Origin of the sequence: Promicromonospora sp. MEB111 (genome assembly GCF_030209445.1) — a bacterium.
Taxonomy (GTDB): domain Bacteria; phylum Actinomycetota; class Actinomycetes; order Actinomycetales; family Cellulomonadaceae; genus Promicromonospora.
Window position 1 is genome coordinate 140,493 of sequence record NZ_JARVSD010000014.1, and the last position, 19,603, is coordinate 160,095.

The following is a 19,603-nucleotide window of genomic DNA, read 5'->3' on the forward strand; positions in this document are numbered from 1 at the left end:
GAGCGTGCCGAATCAGGTGGGTAGTCCGACCGGGCGACTGACTCGGCGCATTCCGCGCGGCGAGTCAGTCGCCCAGTCGTCTCCCAGCCCGGTCAGACCCCCGCGCCCACGCCGCCCAGCGTGCCCACGAGCCCGGCCAGCTCCGGCACCTGCTCCGCCTCCTGCAGGGCCTCGTGCAGCGCTCGGTCGTGCGTGGGGCGCGCGGCGAGCAGCAGCTTCTCCCCGGCCGCGGTGAGCTCGGTGTAGATGCCGCGGCGGTCGTCCTGGCACAGGACGCGCGTGAGCAGTGCGCGGTCCTCCAGGCGGTTGACCAGGCGCGTCGTGGCGCTCGGCGAGAGCGCGGTCGCGCGGCCGAGCTGCTGCATGCGCATGTGCCAGCCGTCCTGGCGGGACAGTGCGTCCAGCACCGTGTACTCCACCACGGACAGGCCGTGCTCGGCCTGCAGCGCGCGTTCGAGCGCGGTGTCGATCATGCCGTGCAGTGCGGCGAGCGTTCGCCAGCCCTGGGCACGGATCTCGACGGCGTCGTCGGCGATTCCCATGGGCCCTCCTCGTCGGGCGTGATTCCTGTCCCCAACTATAGCGCTTGTGCAACTAGTGCGCGCGTGCAACTATCTAGGAGGCGCGTGCAACTAAACGCGTCCGCCAGGTGTCCGCGTACGCACAGCGGGCACCGTTCGGAGAACAGCAAGGAGCCCTCATGTCATCCCCCGTCGAGACCCGCGCCTCCGCGGCCACCCCCGCCGTCGCAGCCGCGGCCACCCCCGCCGTCGTGCTCCCGAACGCCGCCCACGCCGGCGCGACCATGCCGCAGGTCGGGTTCGGCGTCTTCCAGGTGCCCGACGCCGAGACCACCCGCGCCGTCGGCCACGCGCTGGAGGCCGGCTACCGCAGCGTCGACACCGCCGCCGTCTACGGCAACGAGGCGGGCGTGGGCCGCGCCCTCGCGGAGTCCGGACTGGCCCGCGACGACCTGTTCGTCACCAGCAAGCTGTGGACCGACTCGATGGCGCGCGACGCCGTGCGGCCGGCCCTCGAGCGCAGCCTGGAGCTGCTCGGGCTGGACGCCCTCGACCTGTACCTGATCCACTGGCCCGCTCCGGGCCTCGGCCGGTACGTGGCCGCCTGGGAGGGGCTGATCGAGGCCCGCGAGGCCGGCCTGGTCCGCGAGATCGGCGTCTCGAACTTCCAGCCCGCACACCTGGACGCGATCGTCGCGGCCACCGGCGTGCGCCCCGTCGTCAACCAGGTGGAGCTGCACCCTGCCCTGCAGCAGCGCGAGCTGCGCGCCCACCACGCGGGGCTGGGCGTCGTCACGGAGGCGTGGAGCCCGCTCGCGCAGGGCGCCGTGCTCGACGAGGCTCCCGTGACCGACGCCGCCGAGGCGCACGGCGTCTCCGCCGCGCAGGTGGTCCTGCGCTGGCACCTGCAGCACGGCACCGTCGTGATCCCCAAGTCGGTCACGCCGGCCCGCATCGCGTCGAACCTCGACGTGCTCGGGTTCGAGCTCACCGCAGAGCAGGTCGCGGCGATCGACGCCCTCGACCGGGACGGCCGTACCGGCCCGCACCCGGACCGCTTCGACGGCTGACGAACCCCCCGCCGGCACGAGCCGGTCACCCCACACCACCCGCACCTCAAGGAGCACTGTCATGCCTGTCGCCCTCTGGGCCCTCGCCATCGGGGGCTTCGGGATCGGCCTCACCGAGTTCGTCATCATGGGCCTGCTGCCCGAGGTCTCCGCCGACTTCGGCGTCACCGAGACCGTCGCCGGCTATCTCATCTCCGGCTACGCGCTGTCCGTCGCGGTCGGCGCGGTCGGCCTCACGGCGGCCCTCACCCGGGTGGACCGCAAGAAGGCCCTGCTCGGCCTGATGATCCTGTTCATCGCGGGGAACCTGGTGTCCGCGATCGCGCCGACCTACGAGCTGATGATGCTCGGCCGGGTTGTCGCGGCGCTGTGTCACGGTGCGTTCTTCGGCATCGGCGCCGTGGTCGCGGCCGACCTGGTCGCCCGGGACCGCCGCGCCGCCGCCATCTCGATCATGTTCGCCGGCCTGACCGTCGCCAACGTGCTCGGTGTCCCGTTCGGCACCCTGCTCGGCCAGGCGGCCGGCTGGCGCTCGACCTTCTGGGCGATCACCGGCATCGGCGTGCTCGCCTTCGTGGGCATCGCGCTCCTGGTCCCGGCGCGCGTCGGGGTGCCCGACGGCGTCGCGGGGCCGAGCGGGCAGGCCGGTCCCGGCCTGCGCGGCGAGCTCGCGGCCTTCCGGGCGCCGCAGGTCTGGCTGTCCATCGCCGTGACGGTGCTCGGCTACGGCGGCATGTTCGGCGCGTTCACCTACATCGCGTTCACGCTCACCGAGGTCAGCGGGTTCGCGAGCTCGACCGTGCCGTGGCTGCTCATCCTGTTCGGGGCGGGTCTGTTCGTGGGCAACCTGGTGGGCGGCAAGGCCGCGGACCGCAACCTCGGGGCCACCCTGCTCACCCTGCTCGTGCTGCTCACCGTGGTCCTTGCGGTCTTCGCGCTGACCGCCACCAGCCAGGTCGCGACCATGATCAGCCTGGTGCTCATGGGCGCCGTCGGCTTCGCGACGGTGCCGGGCCTGCAGATGCGGGTCATGCGCCACGCGGCTGCGGCCCCGACCCTCGCGTCCGGCGCGAACATCGCCGCGTTCAACATCGGGAACGCGTTCGGCGCCTGGGTGGGCGGGCTGACGCTCGCCGCGGGGCTCGGGTACACGTCGCCGCTGTGGGCGGGCGCCGTCGTGACTCTGGCCGGGCTGGCGGTCATGGTGGTGGCCGTGCTGGTCGGGGGCGGGGAGCGCGGCGAGCGCGCGGCGGCACGCCGCGAGGTCGTGGGCGACGAGCGCCCGGCGGTACCCACCGGGCAGCTCGTCGAGTAGAGGTGCGCCTGGGCAGACTCGAACTGCCGACACCCGCTTTAGGAGAGCGGTGCTCTATCCACTGAGCTACAGGCGCCCGCGCCTCACCTGGTGGGAGAGCCGCGTGCGGCGGCCGGGCTGAGCCCGGACCGGCGCACACAGCCTAACGTCCGCCCGGCCCCGCGCGCTAAGCGCCGGGTCGGGCGTAGGTGTCGATTGCGCAACATAGGTGACAAACCTTGACCAATCCCTCTCCGACCCACAACGATGCTCAGCAACCCGGCGCGACGACGCGCCTGGTCCGCACGACGGCCGTGCGGGCGGAGAGGATCGACGATGTTCCTTCGACAGACCAGGTCCCGGGGCGTGGTGGCCCTGGCGGCGGCCACGGTCGCCGGCGTGCTGCTCGCCGGCTGCTCCGGTGGCGGTGGGAGCGCACCCACGACGTCCAACCCGTACGCGTCCGCAGAGGGCATGGACTCGGCCAACGCCCTCGTGGCCGAGTACCCGCGCGAGGAGACGCTCTTCACGAGCGGCACCCAGTGGGGCCCGCCCACCTCGTGGAACCCGATCCCCAGCTCCGGTCACGCCACCGGTGCGCGCGGCCTGCTCTACGAGCCGCTGTTCCAGTTCGACCCGATCACCCTCGAGCTGACGCCCTGGCTCGCCGAGGGCGGCGAGTGGACCGGTGACAAGACCTACGAGCTCACGCTTCGTGAGGGCCTGACCTGGCAGGACGGCGAGACGCTCGACGCCGACGACGTCGTCTTCACCACCGAGCTCGGCAAGGTCGACGCCGTGCCGTACAGCAACCTGTGGACCTGGCTCGACAAGGTCGAGGCGACCAGCCCCACCACGGTGGAGTTCACGTTCTCCGACCCCCGCTACCAGGAGTGGGACAACTGGCTCTACAGCACGATGGTGGTGCCGGAGCACATCATGGGCGACTGGTCGGACGAGGAGCTGCTGTCGAACCCGAACGAGGACCCGATCGGCTCGGGCGCGTTCAAGTTCTCCGCCGTCGGCCAGGACCGCATGGTCTGGGAGCGCAACGACGACTGGTGGGCCCGCGGCGAGCTCGGCCTCGAGATGCCGATGAAGTACATCGTCGACGTGGTGAACACCTCCAACGAGGTGGCGCTCGGCCTGATGCTGTCCGGCGGCCTCGACCTGAGCAACAACTTCCTGCCCGGCGTCAACCAGCTCGTCGACACCGGCCAGGTCAGCACCTACTACGAGGGTGAGCCGTACATGCTGGCGGCGGCGTCGGCCAACCTGATCCCGAACCAGACGCGCCCGCCGATGGACGACGTCGACTTCCGGCAGGCCCTGGCGCGCTCGATCGACGTGGACAAGATCGTGACGAACGCCTACGGCGGCCTCGTGGCGAAGGCACACCCGTCGGGCCTCGTGCCGGCGTTCGAGGAGTACTACGACGAGGCGGTCGTGGCCGAGCACGGCTTCACCTTCGACGCGGAGGAGGCCAAGTCGATCCTGGCCGACGCCGGCTACGAGGACAGCGACGGCGACGGGTTCGTCGAGACGCCCGACGGTGAGGCGATCGACCTGAGGCTGATCGTCCCGGCCGGCTGGACCGACTGGATGGAGGCCGCGCGCGTGATCGCGGAGGACGCCTCCGCCGTCGGCATCAAGGTGACCGCCGACTTCCCCGACGCGGGCGCCGTCGACGACGCCCGGGCCACCGGCGACTTCGACCTGGTGATCAACGGCAACGCGGGCGTGAGCAACACGCCGTGGACCTACTACAACTACGCGTTCTACCAGCCGATCCAGGAGCAGATGCTGGCGGGCAACTTCGGCCGCTACGAGGACAAGGAGGCCTGGGACCTCGTCGAGGACCTCTCGCGCACCGAGAGCGGCACGCCCGAGTTCTCCGAGACCCTGTCGAAGGTCCAGGAGAAGTTCATGACCGACCTGCCCGCCATCCCGCTCTGGTACAACGGCGCGTGGGCCCAGTACAACGAGTCGCAGTGGACCAACTGGCCCAAGGAGGGCCGCGAGGACGCGTACTTCCCGATCATGTGGAACGGGTACGTCCAGATGGGTGGCATCAACACGCTGCTCGCCCTCGAGCCGGCCTCCTGACGTATGCGCGGCTATCTCGCTCGCAAGACCGCGATCTACGGCCTGACGTTCGTCGTCGCGGTCACGCTGAACTGGCTGATCCCCCGGCTCATGCCGGGGGATCCGGTCCAGCGGATGGTGGCGCGCGCCGCCGTCCAGCACCCCGAGACGATCGCGGCCATGACCGCGTACTACGAGCGGACGTTCGGGCTCGACCTGCCGCTCTGGCAGCAGTACCTGAACTACTGGGCCGCGCTGTTCCGCGGTGACCTGGGCACGAGCGTGTGGCTGTTCCCCGCGCCCGTGAGCCAGGTGGTGCTCGACGCCGTGCCGTACACGCTGGGCATCATGATCCCCGCGATCCTGCTGAGCTTCGTGATCGGCAACAGCGTGGGGGCCATGGCGGCGCGCAGCCGCTGGCTCGACAACGTGGCCCTGCCCGTCGGCTACCTGATCACGGCCATGCCGTACATGTGGCTGGCGATCCTGCTGGCGTGGGGCCTCGGCGTCGCGCTCGGCTGGTTCCCCGTGGCGGGCGGCTACGACTTCGGGATGGTGCCGCAGTGGTCGTGGGCGTTCGCCGGCGACCTGCTGCAGCACTGGGTGCTGCCGTTCCTCTCGCTGTTCCTCGTCTCGCTGGGCGGCTGGGCGATCGGCATGCGCAACCTGATCATCTACGAGCTCGAGTCCGACTACGCGAACTACCTCTCCGCGCTCGGAGCGCCCAAGCGGCTCGTGCGGCAGTACGCGTTCCGCAACGCGATGCTGCCGCAGATCACGGGCCTGGCGCTCCAGCTCGGCACGATCCTGGGCGGCGCCCTGGTGACCGAGATCGTGTTCGCGTACCCGGGCCTGGGCAAGCTCGTGCTGTCCGCCATCCAGAACCAGGACTTCTTCCTGCTGCAGGGCACCCTGCTGTTCGTGGTGATCGGCGTGCTCCTGGCCAACTTCGTGATCGACATCGTCTACGTGCTGGTGGACCCCCGCACGCGGACCGGACTGACGGGGGCTACCGCATGAGGCGCAGCGGAGCCGCAGGCTCGTGCGGAAGGGGAACGTCATGACGGCGACACAACCCGCGGCGGCACCGGGGACCGAGGTGGCCGAGCAGCCCGGGGCGACCCCGGCGCCGTCGGCCGGCCGCAAGCCCGGGGGAGACGCACGCGAGACGCTGTACTTCGCGCTGCGCAACCCCAAGGTCGTGATCGGCTCGGTGGTGGTGCTCGCGTTCCTGCTGCTGGGGCTGCTCGGGCCGCTGTTCCTCAGGTTCGCGCCGATGGACTACGCGGGGCCGCCCATGGCGCCGCCGTCCGCGGACTTCCCGTTCGGCACGACGACGTTCGGGCAGGACGTCTTCGCGCAGTTCGTCGCCGGCCTGCGCTCCACGTTCCTCGTGGGCCTGCTGGGCGGCGGGGTGGCCGCCGTCATCGGGATGACCATCGGGTTCGTCGCGGGCTACCGCGGCGGCATGATCGACGAGCTGCTGAACATGCTGACCAACGTGGTGCTGGTGATCCCCGGCTTCGTGGTGCTCATCATCATCAACGCCTACCTGGGCGTGCGCAGCGTGCCGATGCAGGCGCTGTACATCGGCGTGTTCTCCTGGCCGTGGGTCGCGCGCGCGGTGCGGGCGCAGACCCTGTCGCTGCGCTCACGGGACTTCATCGACCTGGCGCGGCTGTCCGGGGTGGGGGTGGGCACGATCCTGCGGCGCGAGGTGGCGCCCAACATGTACTCCTACCTCTTCATGACGTTCGTGCTGCTGTTCGGCGGGTCCATCCTGACGGCGGCATCGCTCGACTTCATCGGGCTGGGGCCCACCAACGCCATGTCGCTGGGCCTGATGATGAACCAGGCCGTGCAGTGGAGCGCGCTCCATCTGGGACTGTGGTGGTGGTTCATCCCGCCGGGGCTGGGGATCACGCTCATCGTGGGCTCGCTCTACATCATGAACGTCGGCCTCGACGAGGTCTTCAACCCCAAGCTGCGGGAGATGTGATGACCCTTTCCGTGACCGACCTGAGGGTCCACTACCGCACCCTGCGCGGCCCCGTGAAGGCGCTCGACGGCGTCAGCTTCGAGGTGGCCGACGGCGAGATCATGGGCATCGCCGGGGAGTCCGGCTGCGGCAAGACGACGCTCGGCAAGGCCCTGATCCGCCTCGACACCCGCATGGAGCACGTGGGCGGCACCATCGCCCTCGACGGGGAGAAGCTCCCCATCGCCGACGACGGCGCGATGCGCCGCCACCGCTACCGCGAGGTGTCCCTCATCCCGCAGTACGCGATGTCGGCGATGAACCCGACCCGCAAGATCGGCAGGATGATCCGCGACCTCCTCGCGGCGCACAACGTGCGCTACACGGAGGTGCTGCCGGAGCTCGAACGGCGCCTGGAGCTCGTCGGCCTCGACACGGACGTGCTGAAGCGCTACCCGATCGAGCTGTCCGGCGGCATGAAGCAGCGCGTGGTGCTCGTGCTGTCCACGCTGCTGAACCCGTCGCTGCTGATCGGCGACGAGGTGACGTCCGCGCTCGACGTGTCCTCGCAGAAGGCCGTCGCCCGGGCGCTCGTCGAGTTCCGCGACCACGGGTTCGTCCGGTCGATGATCGTCATCACGCACGACATCTCCGTGCTGTTCCAGGTGGCCGACACCATCCTGGTCATGTACGCCGGGCACCTCGCCGAGAAGGCGCCGGCCCGGACGATCATCGACGAGCCCCTGCACCCGTACACGAAGATGCTCATCGGGGCGCTGCCCAAGGTGGGCGACCGGTACGAGGAGCAGCGGCTGGAGGGCATCGAGGGCCGGCCGCCGTCGCTCCTCGACCCGCCCGCCGGCTGCCGGTTCCGGGACCGCTGCCCCCTGGCGCACGACCGGTGCGCCGAGGCCCCGCCCTTCCGCGAGGTCGCCGAGGGACACCAGGTCGCGTGCTGGGCGGTGAGCTGATGCTGACGCTCGACGCGCTCGACAAGGTCTACAAGACCGGCACCTTCGGCACCTCCGACCTGCACGCCGTGCGTCAGGTCAGTCTCGACGTGCAGCGGGGCGAGGTGGTCTCGCTCATCGGGGAGTCCGGCAGCGGCAAGTCGACCATCGGCAAGATGGTGCTCCACCTGCTCGACTCCACGGGCGGCAGCATCACGTTCGACGGCCGCGACGTCACCCGGCTCGGGTTCCGGGCCCGGCGCGACTACTACCGCAAGGTCCAGGGCGTGTTCCAGGACCCCTTCAGCTCGTTCAACCCGATCTTCAAGGTGGACCGGACGTTCGAGACGCTGCGGCGCTCGTACTTCCCCCGGGTGTCCGGCGCGGCCTGGCGGCAGAAGCTGGAGGAGGCGCTCGGGGCGGTCACGCTCGAACCCGGCGACATCCTCGGCAAGTTCCCGCACCAGCTCTCCGGCGGGCAGCTCCAGCGGCTGCTCATCGCACGCGCCCTGCTGCTCGACATCGAGCTCCTCGTGGCCGACGAGATCATCTCGATGCTCGACGCCTCGACCCGCATCGACGTGCTCAACCTGCTGGGCGAGCTCAAGTCGCGCGGCCTCGGGATCCTGTTCGTCACGCACGACCTCTCGCTCGGCAACTACGTCTCCGACCGGGTCGTCATCCTCTACAAGGGGCGCGTCGTGGAGCGCGGCGCCACCAGCGCCGTCTTCGACGACCCGCTGCACCCCTACACGCGCGACCTGCTGGCCTCCGTGCCGCACCTGGACCGCACGTGGGAGGAGGTCGAGGCCGAGGAGTCCCGGCGGTCCGCGCGCCTGGCGGGGCGGTGCCTGTTCCACGAGGCGCTCGCGGCGCAGGGGCGGTCGCTGGGGGAGGAGGCCGCCGCGGGTTCGGCGAGCGGCACGGCCGACGACGTCGGGCTGGTCGAGCACGCACCCGGCCACTTCGTGGGGTGCTTCCGCAAGGCGGCGGACGAGGAGTGCCCGGCGGGCTGACCTGCCGCCTCGCTAGGCCCGGACCAGGACCGGCACACCCGGGTCGAGGCCGGTGAGCCGCTCGAGGCCCGCGCTCGTGAGGCGGATGCAGCCGTTGCTGACCGACTGCCCCTGGCCCTCGCCCGCGTGCAGCGCGGTGGCGGCGTAGTCGGTGCCGTAGAAGCCGTCGAGGGACTCGCTCTGCATCGACAGGAACACCGACATCCCGGTGTTCACGGCCTCCGTGACCGTGAACACCTGGGTGAGGCCGAGCGGCGTCGGCGTCTCGGGCGTGCCGACGCCGGCAGGAAGCACGTCCCGGGAGCCGTCGTCGTGCGTGACGGTCACGGTGCGGTCCGACAGGTCGACCACCACCGAGCGCCGCTCCTTCTCCAGCACGACGTCGTCCGCGCGCAGCCAGCCCGAGACGCCGTTGACCCGGTCCGGGTCGTCCGACGGGAGCGCGCCGCGTCCGTACGGGACCAGCACCTTGACCCAGCCCGGCTCGCGCTCCAGCACGAGCCAGCGGGCGTCGGCGTCGTAGTAGTCGGCCTCCAGGGCGAGCACCGGCGCCTCGGTGACGTCGGGTGCCGCCCAGACCGGGATGCGGGCCTCCCTCGGCTCGGCGACCGAACCCGGCAGACCCCGGAGCGTGTCGAGCTTGGTCACGGGCAGCTCGGCGGGCAGCAGGGCATCGATGTCCGGCCGGGGCAGGGCGGCGAGCGAGTAGCCGGCGGGCGTCGGCGTCGGCTCAGGCGTGGGGCTGGCGGACGGCGACGGGCTCGCCGACGACGCGGCCTCGACCGGGTCGAGCCCGGTCCGCAGCCCGAACCAGGCCGCCGTCCCGACGCCCGCGACCGCCACGACCGCGGCCACCCAGATCCAGGCCCTGCGCCTCTGCGACATCTGCTCGTCCTCCCCTGTGCGACTGCGCTGCTCACGCCCGGTCCCGGCGTCGTGCCCATCGTGCCCTGCGGGGGTGCTCCACGCAGCCGAGCCGTCGACGATACCGGGTTGTCACAGTTGTCCGATATCTTCGTGCCCGCCCGCATCACGATCCGAACTGTTGTTCGGCTCCGGCGCGGGACCTGATCCGACAGGCACCTGACGAAGGAGAGATCACCGTGGCCCCCGCCGACCGGGCGTTCCCCGTCACGACCGTCCCCACGCGCCGTTCCCGCAACCTGGTGCTCACCGGCGCCGTGTCCGTCGCCCTCATCTCGACCGGGTCCGCGTACCTGGCGATGGTCCAGTTCGGCATCGACGTGCTCGCCATGAGCCAGGGCACCGCCTACGCGACCGCCGGCGTCTTCGAGCTGTCCCTGGTGACCGTCGCGCTCCTGGCCCGCGAGGCCGCCCGCGACAACCGCCCCGGCGGCACCCTGCTCGCCCTGACCTGGGCGCTCTCGTCGGCCTCCGGCGTGTTCGCCGCCTGGCACGAGGCCTACATCGGCCACCCCGTGGGCGCCGTCGTGTTCCGGTTCATCGTGCCCCTGCTCGCGGCGCTCATGTGGCACCTCGCCCTGATCGGCGACCGCCACCTGGCCACCGGCACGTCCTGGTCCGCGCTGCGGCAGTCCGCACGCATGCACGCCTTGTTCCTCACCACCGAGGACCTGTTCCGGGCACAGAGCCTGAACGACGGGTCGCGCGCCGCCCGCCGCCGGCTCGCGCGCGCCGAGGCCGGCCGCCGTCGGGCCCGCTCCGTGGCGCTGCGCACCGTGCCGCCCACGGACATGCGGGCGCAGGTCGCCGCCTGGTGCGAGGCGCTCGCGGCCGTGGGCGACGGGACCGCCGACGTCGCCCGCCTGCACCTGGCCGACCGGCAGCGGCTGACCGGGATCCTCGTCGACGAGCCGATGGACACCCGGGAGCGCCCGGAGGTCGGGGCGCCCGACTACGAGCGCTGGGCCGCAGATGCGGTGGCCGCCGAGTTCGGGGAGCGGTTCGACGGCGCGGGCGAGCCCGAGCTCGACCTGGAGCGCGGTGCCGGACGCCGGACCGCGGCCCTCGACATGCCGCGCCAGGGAGTGAGCGAGCGTGCTCCCGAGCCCGAGGAGGCCCAGGAGCAGCCGGTCGCCGATCCGGTCGAGGCGGCGGACCGCGCCACGGCCAACGTCCGGGAGGCGCTGCCGGCCCGCCGTCCGCCCCGGCGCAACATCGGGCTGGGTACGCGTGAGGCCGACCGCATGCTCGACCTGCGTGCCGAGGGCCGTCCGGTCCGGGAGATCGCGAAGGAGGTCGGCGTGAGCGAGTCGACGGTGCGCAAGCGGCTGCGTGAGTACGAGGCGACGGGCCCGATCCCGATCGTCGGGGTGCGCTGAGCCGACTGTGCGAGCGCTGCCCGAGTCCTTCCTTCGAGGCCTAAGTTTCTTGGCTCTGGACGGCTCCAAAGCCAAGAAACTTAGGCCTCGAAGAGGTGACCAGGCCCGTCAGCTAGTCCGTCGCGCGGGCGTGGGCGATGTGGCCCAGGGACGGCCAGACCAGCGCGAGGGTGATCCCGGCGCCGGCGCACGCGAACCACCACGGGGCCACGAGGCCCCAGTGCTCGGCGATGACGCCGCCGATGCCCTGCCCCACCACGAGTCCGCCGAACACGCAGATCATGTTGATGGACGCGACCCGGCCCTGGAACGCCTTGGGCACCGCGCGCTGCCGCACCGTGGTGGACAGCGTGCCCCAGACGAAGGCGTAGACGCCGAACTCGAACATGATGAGGATCGCCACCCAGCCCGTCGTGGTCAGCGCGAACGCGCCGTGGGTGAGCACCTCCAGCGTCAGGCAGACGCGGATGAGCGTCGCCAGGTTCACGTGCCGCTCCAGCCAGCCGTACGAGAGCACGCCCACGACGCCGCCCACCGCGCTCGCCGTGGTGAGCAGGCCGTAGCCGACCTCGCTCATGTGCAGGTGGTCCAGCGAGTACTTCACGAGCACGCCCCACGGTGCGGCCCAGGTGATGTTGAAGACCAGGATGACGAGGCACAGCGTGCGCACGGGCGGGTGGTGCCACACCCAGCGCAGTCCCTCGGCGATGTCCTTGCGGACGTGCGTGTCGGCGTCGCGCACGTTGACGAAGGACGTGCCGGGCGGGGCCGTGATGCGGGAGACGAGCACGATCGCCAGCGCCGCGCAGACCACCTGGATCGCGAACGGCCAGACCATGCCCGCGGCGAAGAAGAAGGCGCCCAGGGGCGGGCCGATGAGCTGGTTGGCGCCGAGGAACCCGGCCTGCATGCGCTGGTTGCCCGCGCCGAGGTCGGCGGGCGCCACGAGGGTGGGCAGGAGCGTCTGCTGGGTGGTGTCCGCGAAGACCTCGGCGGTGCCGTAGAGGAACATCGCGGCGAGCACCATGCCGATGCTCACGGTGCCGGTCCCGATGAAGACGCACAGGACGGCGATGACCAGTGCCCGGAACGCGTTGGCGACGATGACGACGAGGCGCCGGTCCAGCCGGTCGGCCAGCGCCCCGGCCCAGAGGCCGAACAGGAGCCACGGCAGCCGCTGGAGCATCGCGGCGAGGGCGACGAGAAAGGCGCTGTCGGTCTGCGACGCGACGAGCAGGGGCCCGGCGGCGAGCGCGATGCCGTCGCCGATGTTGCTGGTCCAGGATGCCGAGACGAGCCAGCGGAACGGCCGGCCGAGCCGGCGGGGGAAGACTGCCTCGACGAGTGCGCTCACAAACGTTCGAGTTTAGGAGGCGCCGTCCAGGCTTTTTTCCGGGTCCGGCCGGAGGTGCCCGGAACGGCGAGATATCGCGGTTGCGAGGGTCTCGGGCGAGGCGAAAACTTGCACCTCAACAACGTTCTTGTGACCTGTTTGCCGCAACCTGGACGATCGTCCGAGTCGGTGTTGACGTCCGCCAGGAACAGGTGCAGACTCTCACAAGACGGTGCGCATCGCCCGCCCCCTGCGCGGTGCGCACCGTCATTTCCCCGGTGGGCCTCGGTCCACCTGCTGAGCCCCTTCGGACCCCCTGCCGGAGGGGCTTCTGCATACCCTGGACCACCCCGCAGAACGGGTCGGACGCACAGGTCACCCGGGTGACTTCTGGGTCTGACACGCCGGGGGGCACGGGGTGCGGCGTGTCGCGCGGCGTGGCGTCCGGCCCTTGCGGACGCCGCGCGGTTAGTTTGCTGGGGTGAACGCTGCACGCCGCCAGACCGCAGCCGCTCCCGAGATCTCGGTCGACGTGTCCGAGGAGGTCTCGGCCGCGCTGAAGGACGAGAACGTGGACCCAGCCGCTGAGCTGGCCGCGTCGGAGGCCCCGGGGTCCACGCCGGACGCCGTCCGGGACCCCATGGCCGAGTCGGTCGCGCAGTGGCGCGCCGGGCTCGTCCGGCTCGCCGGCGGGTCCTCCCTGGCCGACGTCGGACTGCTCGGCGAGGCCGTGATCGACCTGTCCGCCGCGCACCCGTCGGGTGTCGCCCAGCTCTTCGCGGGCCGGCCCACCCGGCTGTCCAACCTCGTGCGCGAGGCCGGCGCGCTGCCGACCGCCCGCCGTCGGGCCCGCGCCGTCGCCGCGCGCTCCGCGGAGCACGCGCAGCGCTACGGGGTGTCGCCCACCTACCTCGCGATCGGGGTCGCGACCTGGACGGAGCGGCCCACCGCGGGAGGCGGCAGGAACGGCGCCTCGGACGACATGGAGGCCCTGACCCGGGTGCTCGGCCCGTCGGGCACGGGGTCTGCGGGGTCGGCGGCGTCCGCTGCCGAGCCGGGCGGGGACTCCGCCGACAGCCCTGCCGACGCGCCGGCGCTGACCGGGTCCGTGCCGATCGTGACGCTGGCGATGCCCGCGGGCGGCGCTCCGGCGTCGGACGAGGACGACCAGGAGCCGCGCGTGGTGCGCGCGCCCGTGATCCTGCGGCCGGTCATGCTGACGCCGCGGAGCGACGGCGAGGGCGACTACGACATCACGCTCGACTCCACGGCCGAGATCAACCCCGTGGTGGCGCGCACGCTGCGCGCCCACGGCGCCCTGCTCGACCCGGTCGCGCTGGCCAGGGCGACGTTCACCCTCGCGGGCTTCAACCCGACCGACGTGCTGGACCGGGTCGCGAGCCTCGGGTCCGCGGTGCTGGGCGAGTTCCGGCTGGACCGGCGGGTGCTGGTGGGTACCTTCGTGCACCCCGGCCAGGTGCTCGTCGACGACCTCGACGAGCTCGCGTCCGGCCTGGCGGACCACGAGGTGGTCTCGGCGCTCGGCGGCGTGGACGCGTCCGTCACCAGGCTCGGCAAGGTGGAGCTCCCCGAGTCGCGCGTGGGCGACGCCGACCCGGCGCACGAGCGCGGCGTCGGTGACCTGGACCCGCACCAGCGGCACGTCGTGGACGCGCTCGCGACGGGCAGCCACCTGTTCGTGGACGCGCCCGTCGGGTCCGACGTCGCGGGCACGCTGTCCGCCGTGGTCGCCGAGGCGAACGCGAGCGGCCGGTCCGTGCTGTACGTGCCGGGGCACCGCCGGGCCGCGGACGCGCTGGCCGCCCGGCTGGACACGCTCGGCCTGGGCGGACTGCTGCTGGACATCGCGCCCGTGCCCACCTGGCGCACCTCGACGTCGCGCCGTCTGCTGGAGGCGATGGCGCCCGCGCAGGAGCGCATCGACACCGACGAGGTCGCGCGCGTCCGGGACGCCCTGATCGGGTCGCGGGCGCAGCTCTCCGGCTACATCGAGGCGCTGCACCGGGTGCGCGAGCCGTGGCGGGTCTCGGCCTACGACGCCCTGCAGGCGCTGGCCCGGCTCACGTCCGAGCGGCCGGCACCGGCCACGCGTGTGCGGCTCGGCTCCGAGTCGGTGCTGGCCCTCGGCGCGGAGCGGCGCGCCGAGCTCGCGGCGGACCTCGAGCGGGCGGCCGAGCTGGGGGCGTTCACGCTCAAGTCGTCGTCGAGCCCGTGGTTCGGCGCGCACATCCTGACCGACGACGACGCGCGCTCCGCGCTCGCCCGTGTCACGCGGCTCGGCGAGCACACGCTGCCGGAGCTGCGCAAGCAGATCGAGTACGTCTCCCGGGTGACGGGCCTGGTCGAGGCCTCGACGGCCCGGCAGTGGGGCGAGCAGCTCGCGATGCTCGGCGGCATGCGGGGCACGCTCGACGTGTTCCAGCCGATGGTCTTCGAGCGGACCGCCGCCGACATGGTGCAGGCCACGGCGTCGCGCAAGCAGCGTGCCGACCAGGGTGCCGAGATGGGCTGGCTGGAGCGGCGCCGGCTGAAGCGGCGCGCCCGTGAGATGGTGCGGCCGGGCGTGCGCGTGCCGGACATGCACGCCGCGCTCGTCGAGGTGCAGCGGCAGCGCGAGGTCTGGCAGGCGCAGTGCCCGCGCGGCGGCTGGCCCACGCTCCCCGAGGGCCTGGCGGGCGTGGAGGAGACCTACGAGGCGGTGCGCATCGACCTCGAGGCGCTCGAACCCGTGCTGCGGTCGTCGCAGGCGGGCGGCGAGCTGCTCGACCTCGACCTGTTCGCCCTGGTCCAGCGGCTCGCCGCGCTGTCCGAGACGCAGGACGCCCTGGCCCCGCTCCCCGAGCGGACGGCGGTGCTGCGGCGCCTGCGCGCGTCCGGGCTCGGCGAGCTGGTCGACGACCTCGGTGAGCGCCGGGTCGAGGCGGACCTCGTGGGCCCGGAGCTGGAGCTGACGTGGTGGTCGTCCGTGTTCGAGCAGATCCTGGCCGTCGAGCCGGACCTCGCCGGGCAGGACGGCGCCGGGCTGGACGCACTCGCGGGGCGGTTCCGCGAGCTCGACCGGCGGCACGTCGACTCGCTGTCGGCGCCGGTGCGGGCGGCGGTGCGGGCCCATCTCGGCGCGGCGATGCGCGACGAGCGGGAGGACGCCGAGGCCCTGTACGCGACGCTGGTCGGCGGCGGGCTGAGCTCGGTGCGCGACCTGGTGACCGGGCACGGCTCGACCGTGCGGCGGCTGCGGCCCACCTGGGTGTCGACGCCGACGATGGTGCCGCACCTGCTGCCCGCCGAGCGCAGCGCCGACCTGGTGATCCTCGACGCGGTGCAGCACGTGCCGGTCGAGGTGGTCGTGCCCGCGCTGGCGCGCGGTCGGCAGATCGTCGTGGTCGGCGACCCGCGGTCGGCGTCGGGCACCGCGGTGCGCGACCTCGCGCGGCTGCTGCCCCGCGTGCCGCTGCAGCCGGAGCCCGCCCGGCGGGACCCCAGGCTCACGGCCCTCCTGGCCGAGCACGGCTACGAGGGGATCATGCGGCCCGCGCCCCTGCCGCGCACCGAGGCACTGGTGCACTTCTCGCTCGTGGACGGGACCGGCATGCCGGACCCGGTCTCCGGCACCGTCGAGTCGACGAGCGCCGAGGTGGAGCGGGTGGTCGACCTGGCGATCGAGCACGCGATGACCCGGCCCGAGGAGACCTTCGGCATCGTGACCGTCACCGCCGCGCACGCGGACCGCATCCGCGAGCGGCTGCTCGCCGAGGTCCGCGCCAATCCGGCGCTGGCGCCGTTCTTCGCGGGCTCGCGCCCCGAACCCGTGGTGGTCGCCGACGTCACCGGCGTGGCCGGCCTCGCGCGGGACACGATCGTGCTCACCCTCGGCTTCGGCCGCACGCCGCACGGCCGCGTGCTGCACCGGTTCGGGGTGCTCGGCGAGGCCGGCGGCGACGCGATGCTGCTCGGTTCGCTGGGGGCGGCGCGCAAGCGGCTCCACGTCGTGTCGTGCTTCCCGGCCTCCGACCTGGACCCCGAGCGGCTGCGTGGTCCCGGGCCCCAGATGCTGGCGCGGGTGCTGTCGTTCGCGCAGGAGCGTTCCGGGCTCGCGGACCAGGTGGAGATCGGCAACGGCGTGGACGTGGCGCGGTCCGTGGACCGGCTGGTCGTCGACCTGGGGGAGCGGCTGTGGCGCTCGGGCCTCGTGGTCGAGACCGACTACGGGCTGCCCGGCGGCGATCGCATCCCCCTCGCCGTCGGACACCCCGACCTGCCGGGCGAGCTGCTGGTGGCGGTCCTGACCGACGACGCCGCCTACGTGGCCGAGCCCTCGATCCGCGTGCGGGACCGGCAGCTCGCCGAGCGGCTCGAACGGCTGGGCTGGGTGGTGGCGCAGGTGTGGTCCGCGGCCGCGTTCCTGGACCCGGACTCGGAGGCCGAGCGGGTGCGCCGCGTGGTGCTCTCCGTGCGGGACGCCCGGGTCGGGCTGTCCGGGGGAGTGGCGCCGGCGGCGGAGCTGATCGTGCCGCAGGTGCTGGACGACTGACGCCGCTGTTCGGTGCCGGGTCGGGTCCCGCGGCGGACCCTTGCCCTGTCGCCCCGGGGCGGGGGCGACAATGGTGCGGTGAGCGAGTCCAGGGATGAGTCGGCCGACACGGCGGCGAGCGGCGACGCGGCTGGGCCGAGCGGCGGTGCAGCCGCGCGGGACGGCCGCGTGGCCGCGCCCGCTGAAGCTGTCCCGCGACGGCGGGGCCCCCGGCGGGCCGTGCGGCGCGGGACCGAGCGTGAGGCGGTGCTCGGCGTGAGCGCCGACGAGCGTCCGGCCGGCTGGGGCGAGGGGGCCGACGGCGGCGCCGGCTCGTCCGACGGGGGTCACGGCTCGAACGACGACCAGCTCCGCCGCGACGTCCCGCCGCACTGGGGCTGACAGGCGGCGGCTCGCCGCGTGATCGGCAGTACGCCGGGTGATCGGTCAAAGGTCAGGTGATCGGCAGTCCGAGCTGCCGATCACCTGACCTCTGACCGATCAACCTGATCCGCCTCTGCGCGGCATCGGGCCGGCGGGTCAGTTGGAACGGGCGTCCGAGGGTGCGCCGGCCTGAACCCGGAGCAGGTCGCGGATCTCGGTGAGCAGCACGATCTGCTCGTCGAGAGCCTCCTCGACGGCCTCTTCCTCGACGGACTTCTTGCGCAGCTCGCTCAGCTTCCTGATCGGGAGGATCACGAAGAAGTAGATTGCCGCCGCGATCAGCAGGAACATGATCAGGCCCTGGATGAACAGGCCGATCTGGAACTTGGTCTCGTCGCCCTGCCAGTTCGGGACGTAGAACGCGATCTCGCTGAAGTCGGGTGCACCCACGAGCCACCCGATGAACGGCATGATGACACCGTCGACGAGGCCGCTGATGACCCCGGAGAAGGCAGCGCCGATGACGACCGCGACCGCGAGATCTAGCACGTTGCCGCGTGTGATGAATTCCTTGAAGCCGTTGAACAGGTCACGCATGGATCCCCCTGGGTGTCTCACGTTGGTGTGGTTCGGCGTCGGCCGGAACCTCGACGGAGATTGTGGTGGAAAATCCGGTTAGGCGCATGTCGAACTGGACATTCGTTCTGTATGAGCGGTGCCGTTCTTGGCCGTATTTCCGCGGCGATCACCGGGTTCGTCTACGGCACCAGCACCGCCGTCACCGAGCCCCAGCCGGAGACCGCCGACAGCTCCGGAGCCTCCTCCGGTGTCACCGCGACGAGCGTGACCGGCCCCTCGCCGTCCGACACGGGGCCGAGCAGCCCGCCGGTGTCCTTCGGCTCGCGCCCGGCGGGTACGGGCAGCACGCGTGCGCCCCGGGCGAGGTATCGGGGCTCGCCGTCCGGCTCGCTGCCCGACGTCGTCCCGGCGAGCAGGTCCACGCGGTCGCCCGGACGCAGCAGGGCGGCCACGGCGTCGTCGGACAGGCGGACCGGCACCACCACCGTGCCGCGCGGGGCGGCGGCGGAGACGCCGTCGTCGGACACGAGGGTGGCGTGCAGCGGAGCACCCTCCGGCAGCCCGACCACGGCGGCGCGGCCCAGCAGCTCCCGCACCGAGTGCAGGACGCCGGGCGGGGCGAGGTCGGCCGCGACGGCGCGCACTGCGACGTCTTCCCTGGTCAGCTGGGTTCCGGCTGCGACGGGGCGGGCGGTGACGGCGACGTCGACCGTCGGGGGTGGCGGCGGGCGCAGCAGGTGGACCGCCAGAGTGGCGGCGAGGCCGAACAGGGCGGCGGCGAGGGCGAACCGCCAGCGCCACAGGATGCGCCGTGCCCGACGGGACGCCGGCGAACCGAGCCTGCTCCAGGGCGTGCGCGGTCCGGATCCGCGCGGTCCGGAGCCGCGCGGTGCGCCGTGACGTGCGGCTGGCTCGGCGAGCGTGTCGAGAAGTCCCATGCCGCCGACGTTAGACAGGCGGCGCGGCGACACGGAGCCGCCGTCGGGCAACGTGTGCACGAAGGCGTGAAAACCGTGCCTGTGGTCGGGCTCGTGCGCCTGGAAACTCGTCAGCCGTGCCGGTCGATCACCTCAGGACGAGGCGGCCTTCGACGTGCTCGACCCGCTCGACCCGGTGGACGAGGAGCTGGACGAGCTCGCCGACGAGCCCGAGGAGGACCCGGAGTCACCCGAGCCCGAGGACGACGAGCCCGACGAGGGCGAAGACTCCGACTTGCCCGCCTTCACCGTGCTGCTCGTCGACGTGCTCCGCGAGTCGGTGCGGTAGAAGCCGGAACCCTTGAACGTGACGCCCACGGAGCTGAACACCTTGCGCAGGTTGCCCTGGCACTCCGGGCAGACGGTCAGCGACTCGTCGGTGAACTCCTGGTGGATGTCGAACGCGTGGCCGCAGTCGGCACACCGGTACGCGTAGGTGGGCACGTGCACTCCTCTGGGACGTCAGGGCGGCCGGGGCGTCGCGCGCTCACAGGACCGTCGCCTGGCACTCGGGGTTTCCGAGTGCCAATAGTAACGGTCGAGCGGCGGGGGATAGTCCCAGGATCTCCCGAGGCTGTTCAC

16 protein-coding genes, 1 tRNA gene and 1 pseudogene are annotated in these 19,603 nt (G+C 72.4%); 11 read left to right on the forward strand and 7 right to left on the reverse strand.

The annotated features are described in order from the left end of the window. Positions 1–92: 92 nt before the first annotated feature. Positions 93–542, reverse strand: coding sequence for a MarR family winged helix-turn-helix transcriptional regulator (locus QRN56_RS17920; protein WP_285105497.1), 450 nt, complete (start codon positions 540–542; stop codon positions 93–95). Between the two features lie 158 nt (positions 543–700). Between QRN56_RS17920 and QRN56_RS17925 the strand changes: the two genes are divergently transcribed. Further along, positions 701–1,591 (forward strand): aldo/keto reductase, encoded by an 891-nt coding sequence (locus tag QRN56_RS17925; protein WP_285105499.1) that lies wholly within the window; start codon positions 701–703, stop codon positions 1,589–1,591. Between the two features lie 61 nt (positions 1,592–1,652). Further along, positions 1,653–2,906 carry an MFS transporter gene (locus QRN56_RS17930; protein ID WP_285105500.1) on the forward strand — a complete coding sequence of 418 codons (1,254 nt, stop codon included), beginning with the start codon at positions 1,653–1,655 and terminating at the stop codon, positions 2,904–2,906. A 3-nt stretch (positions 2,907–2,909) separates the two neighbouring features. Here the strand turns inward: QRN56_RS17930 and QRN56_RS17935 are convergent. Beyond that, positions 2,910–2,982: transfer RNA gene (locus tag QRN56_RS17935), tRNA-Arg, on the reverse strand. A 239-nt stretch (positions 2,983–3,221) separates the two neighbouring features. Between QRN56_RS17935 and QRN56_RS17940 the strand changes: the two genes are divergently transcribed. From QRN56_RS17940 to QRN56_RS17960, 5 genes are read left to right on the forward strand one after another with little or no spacing between them, the layout of a single operon-like run. Continuing rightward, a complete protein-coding gene (locus QRN56_RS17940; protein WP_285105501.1) occupies positions 3,222–4,991 on the forward strand; it encodes an ABC transporter substrate-binding protein in 1,770 nt (589 codons plus the stop codon). A 3-nt stretch (positions 4,992–4,994) separates the two neighbouring features. Next, complete coding sequence (locus tag QRN56_RS17945) at positions 4,995–5,990, forward strand: ABC transporter permease (RefSeq protein ID WP_285105502.1); 996 nt, start codon at positions 4,995–4,997, stop codon at positions 5,988–5,990. Between the two features lie 40 nt (positions 5,991–6,030). Next, entirely contained in the window at positions 6,031–6,969 is a 939-nt protein-coding gene (locus QRN56_RS17950; RefSeq protein WP_285105504.1) for an ABC transporter permease, read from the forward strand. Next, the gene (locus tag QRN56_RS17955) at positions 6,969–7,919 is read left to right on the forward strand and encodes an ABC transporter ATP-binding protein (RefSeq protein WP_285105506.1); all 951 of its coding nucleotides are present in this window, start codon (positions 6,969–6,971) and stop codon (positions 7,917–7,919) included. Before QRN56_RS17950 ends, QRN56_RS17955 begins: the two co-directional genes overlap by 1 nt. Further along, a complete protein-coding gene (locus tag QRN56_RS17960; protein WP_285105507.1) occupies positions 7,919–8,914 on the forward strand; it encodes an ABC transporter ATP-binding protein in 996 nt (331 codons plus the stop codon). Before QRN56_RS17955 ends, QRN56_RS17960 begins: the two co-directional genes overlap by 1 nt. A gap of 12 nt (positions 8,915–8,926) precedes the next feature. Here QRN56_RS17960 and QRN56_RS17965 read toward each other — a convergent pair whose 3' ends face one another. Continuing rightward, on the reverse strand, positions 8,927–9,799 hold the full coding sequence (locus QRN56_RS17965) for a L,D-transpeptidase (RefSeq protein ID WP_285105508.1): 873 nt from the start codon (positions 9,797–9,799) through the stop codon (positions 8,927–8,929). Between the two features lie 218 nt (positions 9,800–10,017). On the opposite strand from QRN56_RS17965, the gene QRN56_RS17970 reads away from it, so the two are divergent. Then, a complete protein-coding gene (locus QRN56_RS17970) occupies positions 10,018–11,217 on the forward strand; it encodes a helix-turn-helix domain-containing protein (RefSeq protein ID WP_285105510.1) in 1,200 nt (399 codons plus the stop codon). 112 nt (positions 11,218–11,329) lie between these two features. On the opposite strand, the gene QRN56_RS17975 is transcribed toward QRN56_RS17970, so the two are convergent. Next, the gene (locus QRN56_RS17975) at positions 11,330–12,571 is read right to left on the reverse strand and encodes an MFS transporter (RefSeq protein ID WP_285105512.1); all 1,242 of its coding nucleotides are present in this window, start codon (positions 12,569–12,571) and stop codon (positions 11,330–11,332) included. A gap of 460 nt (positions 12,572–13,031) precedes the next feature. Between QRN56_RS17975 and QRN56_RS17980 the strand changes: the two genes are divergently transcribed. Together QRN56_RS17980 and QRN56_RS17985 are read left to right on the forward strand one after the other, a co-directional pair. Beyond that, on the forward strand, positions 13,032–17,102 hold the full coding sequence (locus QRN56_RS17980) for a PDDEXK-like endonuclease domain-containing protein (protein ID WP_285105513.1): 4,071 nt from the start codon (positions 13,032–13,034) through the stop codon (positions 17,100–17,102). A gap of 78 nt (positions 17,103–17,180) precedes the next feature. After that, positions 17,181–17,483, forward strand: coding sequence for a hypothetical protein (locus QRN56_RS17985; RefSeq protein WP_285105514.1), 303 nt, complete (start codon positions 17,181–17,183; stop codon positions 17,481–17,483). Positions 17,484–17,621: 138 nt separating this feature from the next. Here the strand turns inward: QRN56_RS17985 and mscL are convergent, their stop codons facing one another. Together mscL and cpaB are read right to left on the reverse strand one after the other, a co-directional pair. Beyond that, on the reverse strand, positions 17,622–18,062 hold the full coding sequence (mscL, locus tag QRN56_RS17990; RefSeq protein ID WP_285105515.1) for a large conductance mechanosensitive channel protein MscL: 441 nt from the start codon (positions 18,060–18,062) through the stop codon (positions 17,622–17,624). A gap of 161 nt (positions 18,063–18,223) precedes the next feature. Beyond that, positions 18,224–18,982: a Flp pilus assembly protein CpaB gene (gene cpaB / locus QRN56_RS17995; RefSeq protein WP_285105516.1), complete on the reverse strand. Its 759-nt coding sequence runs from the start codon at positions 18,980–18,982 to the stop codon at positions 18,224–18,226. Positions 18,983–19,136: 154 nt separating this feature from the next. Between cpaB and QRN56_RS27645 the strand changes: the two genes are divergently transcribed. Further along, positions 19,137–19,310 carry a hypothetical protein gene (locus tag QRN56_RS27645; RefSeq protein WP_350224588.1) on the forward strand — a complete coding sequence of 58 codons (174 nt, stop codon included), beginning with the start codon at positions 19,137–19,139 and terminating at the stop codon, positions 19,308–19,310. A 14-nt stretch (positions 19,311–19,324) separates the two neighbouring features. On the opposite strand, the pseudogene QRN56_RS27650 reads toward QRN56_RS27645, so the two are convergent. Then, positions 19,325–19,471 (reverse strand): annotated as a pseudogene (locus tag QRN56_RS27650) (FmdB family zinc ribbon protein); the annotation flags it as partial. Positions 19,472–19,603: the final 132 nt, after the last annotated feature.

Bases quoted from the DNA above. Each gene is read 5' to 3' on its own strand.
- QRN56_RS17960 (WP_285105507.1), top strand. From the start codon at position 7,919: ATGCTGACGCTCGACGCGCTCGACAAGGTCTACAAGACCGGCACCTTC.
- mscL (WP_285105515.1), bottom strand. From the start codon at position 18,062: ATGCGTGACCTGTTCAACGGCTTCAAGGAATTCATCACACGCGGCAAC.
- QRN56_RS17965 (WP_285105508.1), bottom strand. From the start codon at position 9,799: ATGTCGCAGAGGCGCAGGGCCTGGATCTGGGTGGCCGCGGTCGTGGCG.
- QRN56_RS17945 (WP_285105502.1), top strand. From the start codon at position 4,995: ATGCGCGGCTATCTCGCTCGCAAGACCGCGATCTACGGCCTGACGTTC.
- QRN56_RS17930 (WP_285105500.1), top strand. From the start codon at position 1,653: ATGCCTGTCGCCCTCTGGGCCCTCGCCATCGGGGGCTTCGGGATCGGC.
- QRN56_RS17940 (WP_285105501.1), top strand. From the start codon at position 3,222: ATGTTCCTTCGACAGACCAGGTCCCGGGGCGTGGTGGCCCTGGCGGCG.
- QRN56_RS17950 (WP_285105504.1), top strand. From the start codon at position 6,031: ATGACGGCGACACAACCCGCGGCGGCACCGGGGACCGAGGTGGCCGAG.
- QRN56_RS17920 (WP_285105497.1), bottom strand. From the start codon at position 542: ATGGGAATCGCCGACGACGCCGTCGAGATCCGTGCCCAGGGCTGGCGA.
- QRN56_RS17955 (WP_285105506.1), top strand. From the start codon at position 6,969: ATGACCCTTTCCGTGACCGACCTGAGGGTCCACTACCGCACCCTGCGC.
- QRN56_RS17925 (WP_285105499.1), top strand. From the start codon at position 701: ATGTCATCCCCCGTCGAGACCCGCGCCTCCGCGGCCACCCCCGCCGTC.
- cpaB (WP_285105516.1), bottom strand. From the start codon at position 18,982: ATGGGACTTCTCGACACGCTCGCCGAGCCAGCCGCACGTCACGGCGCA.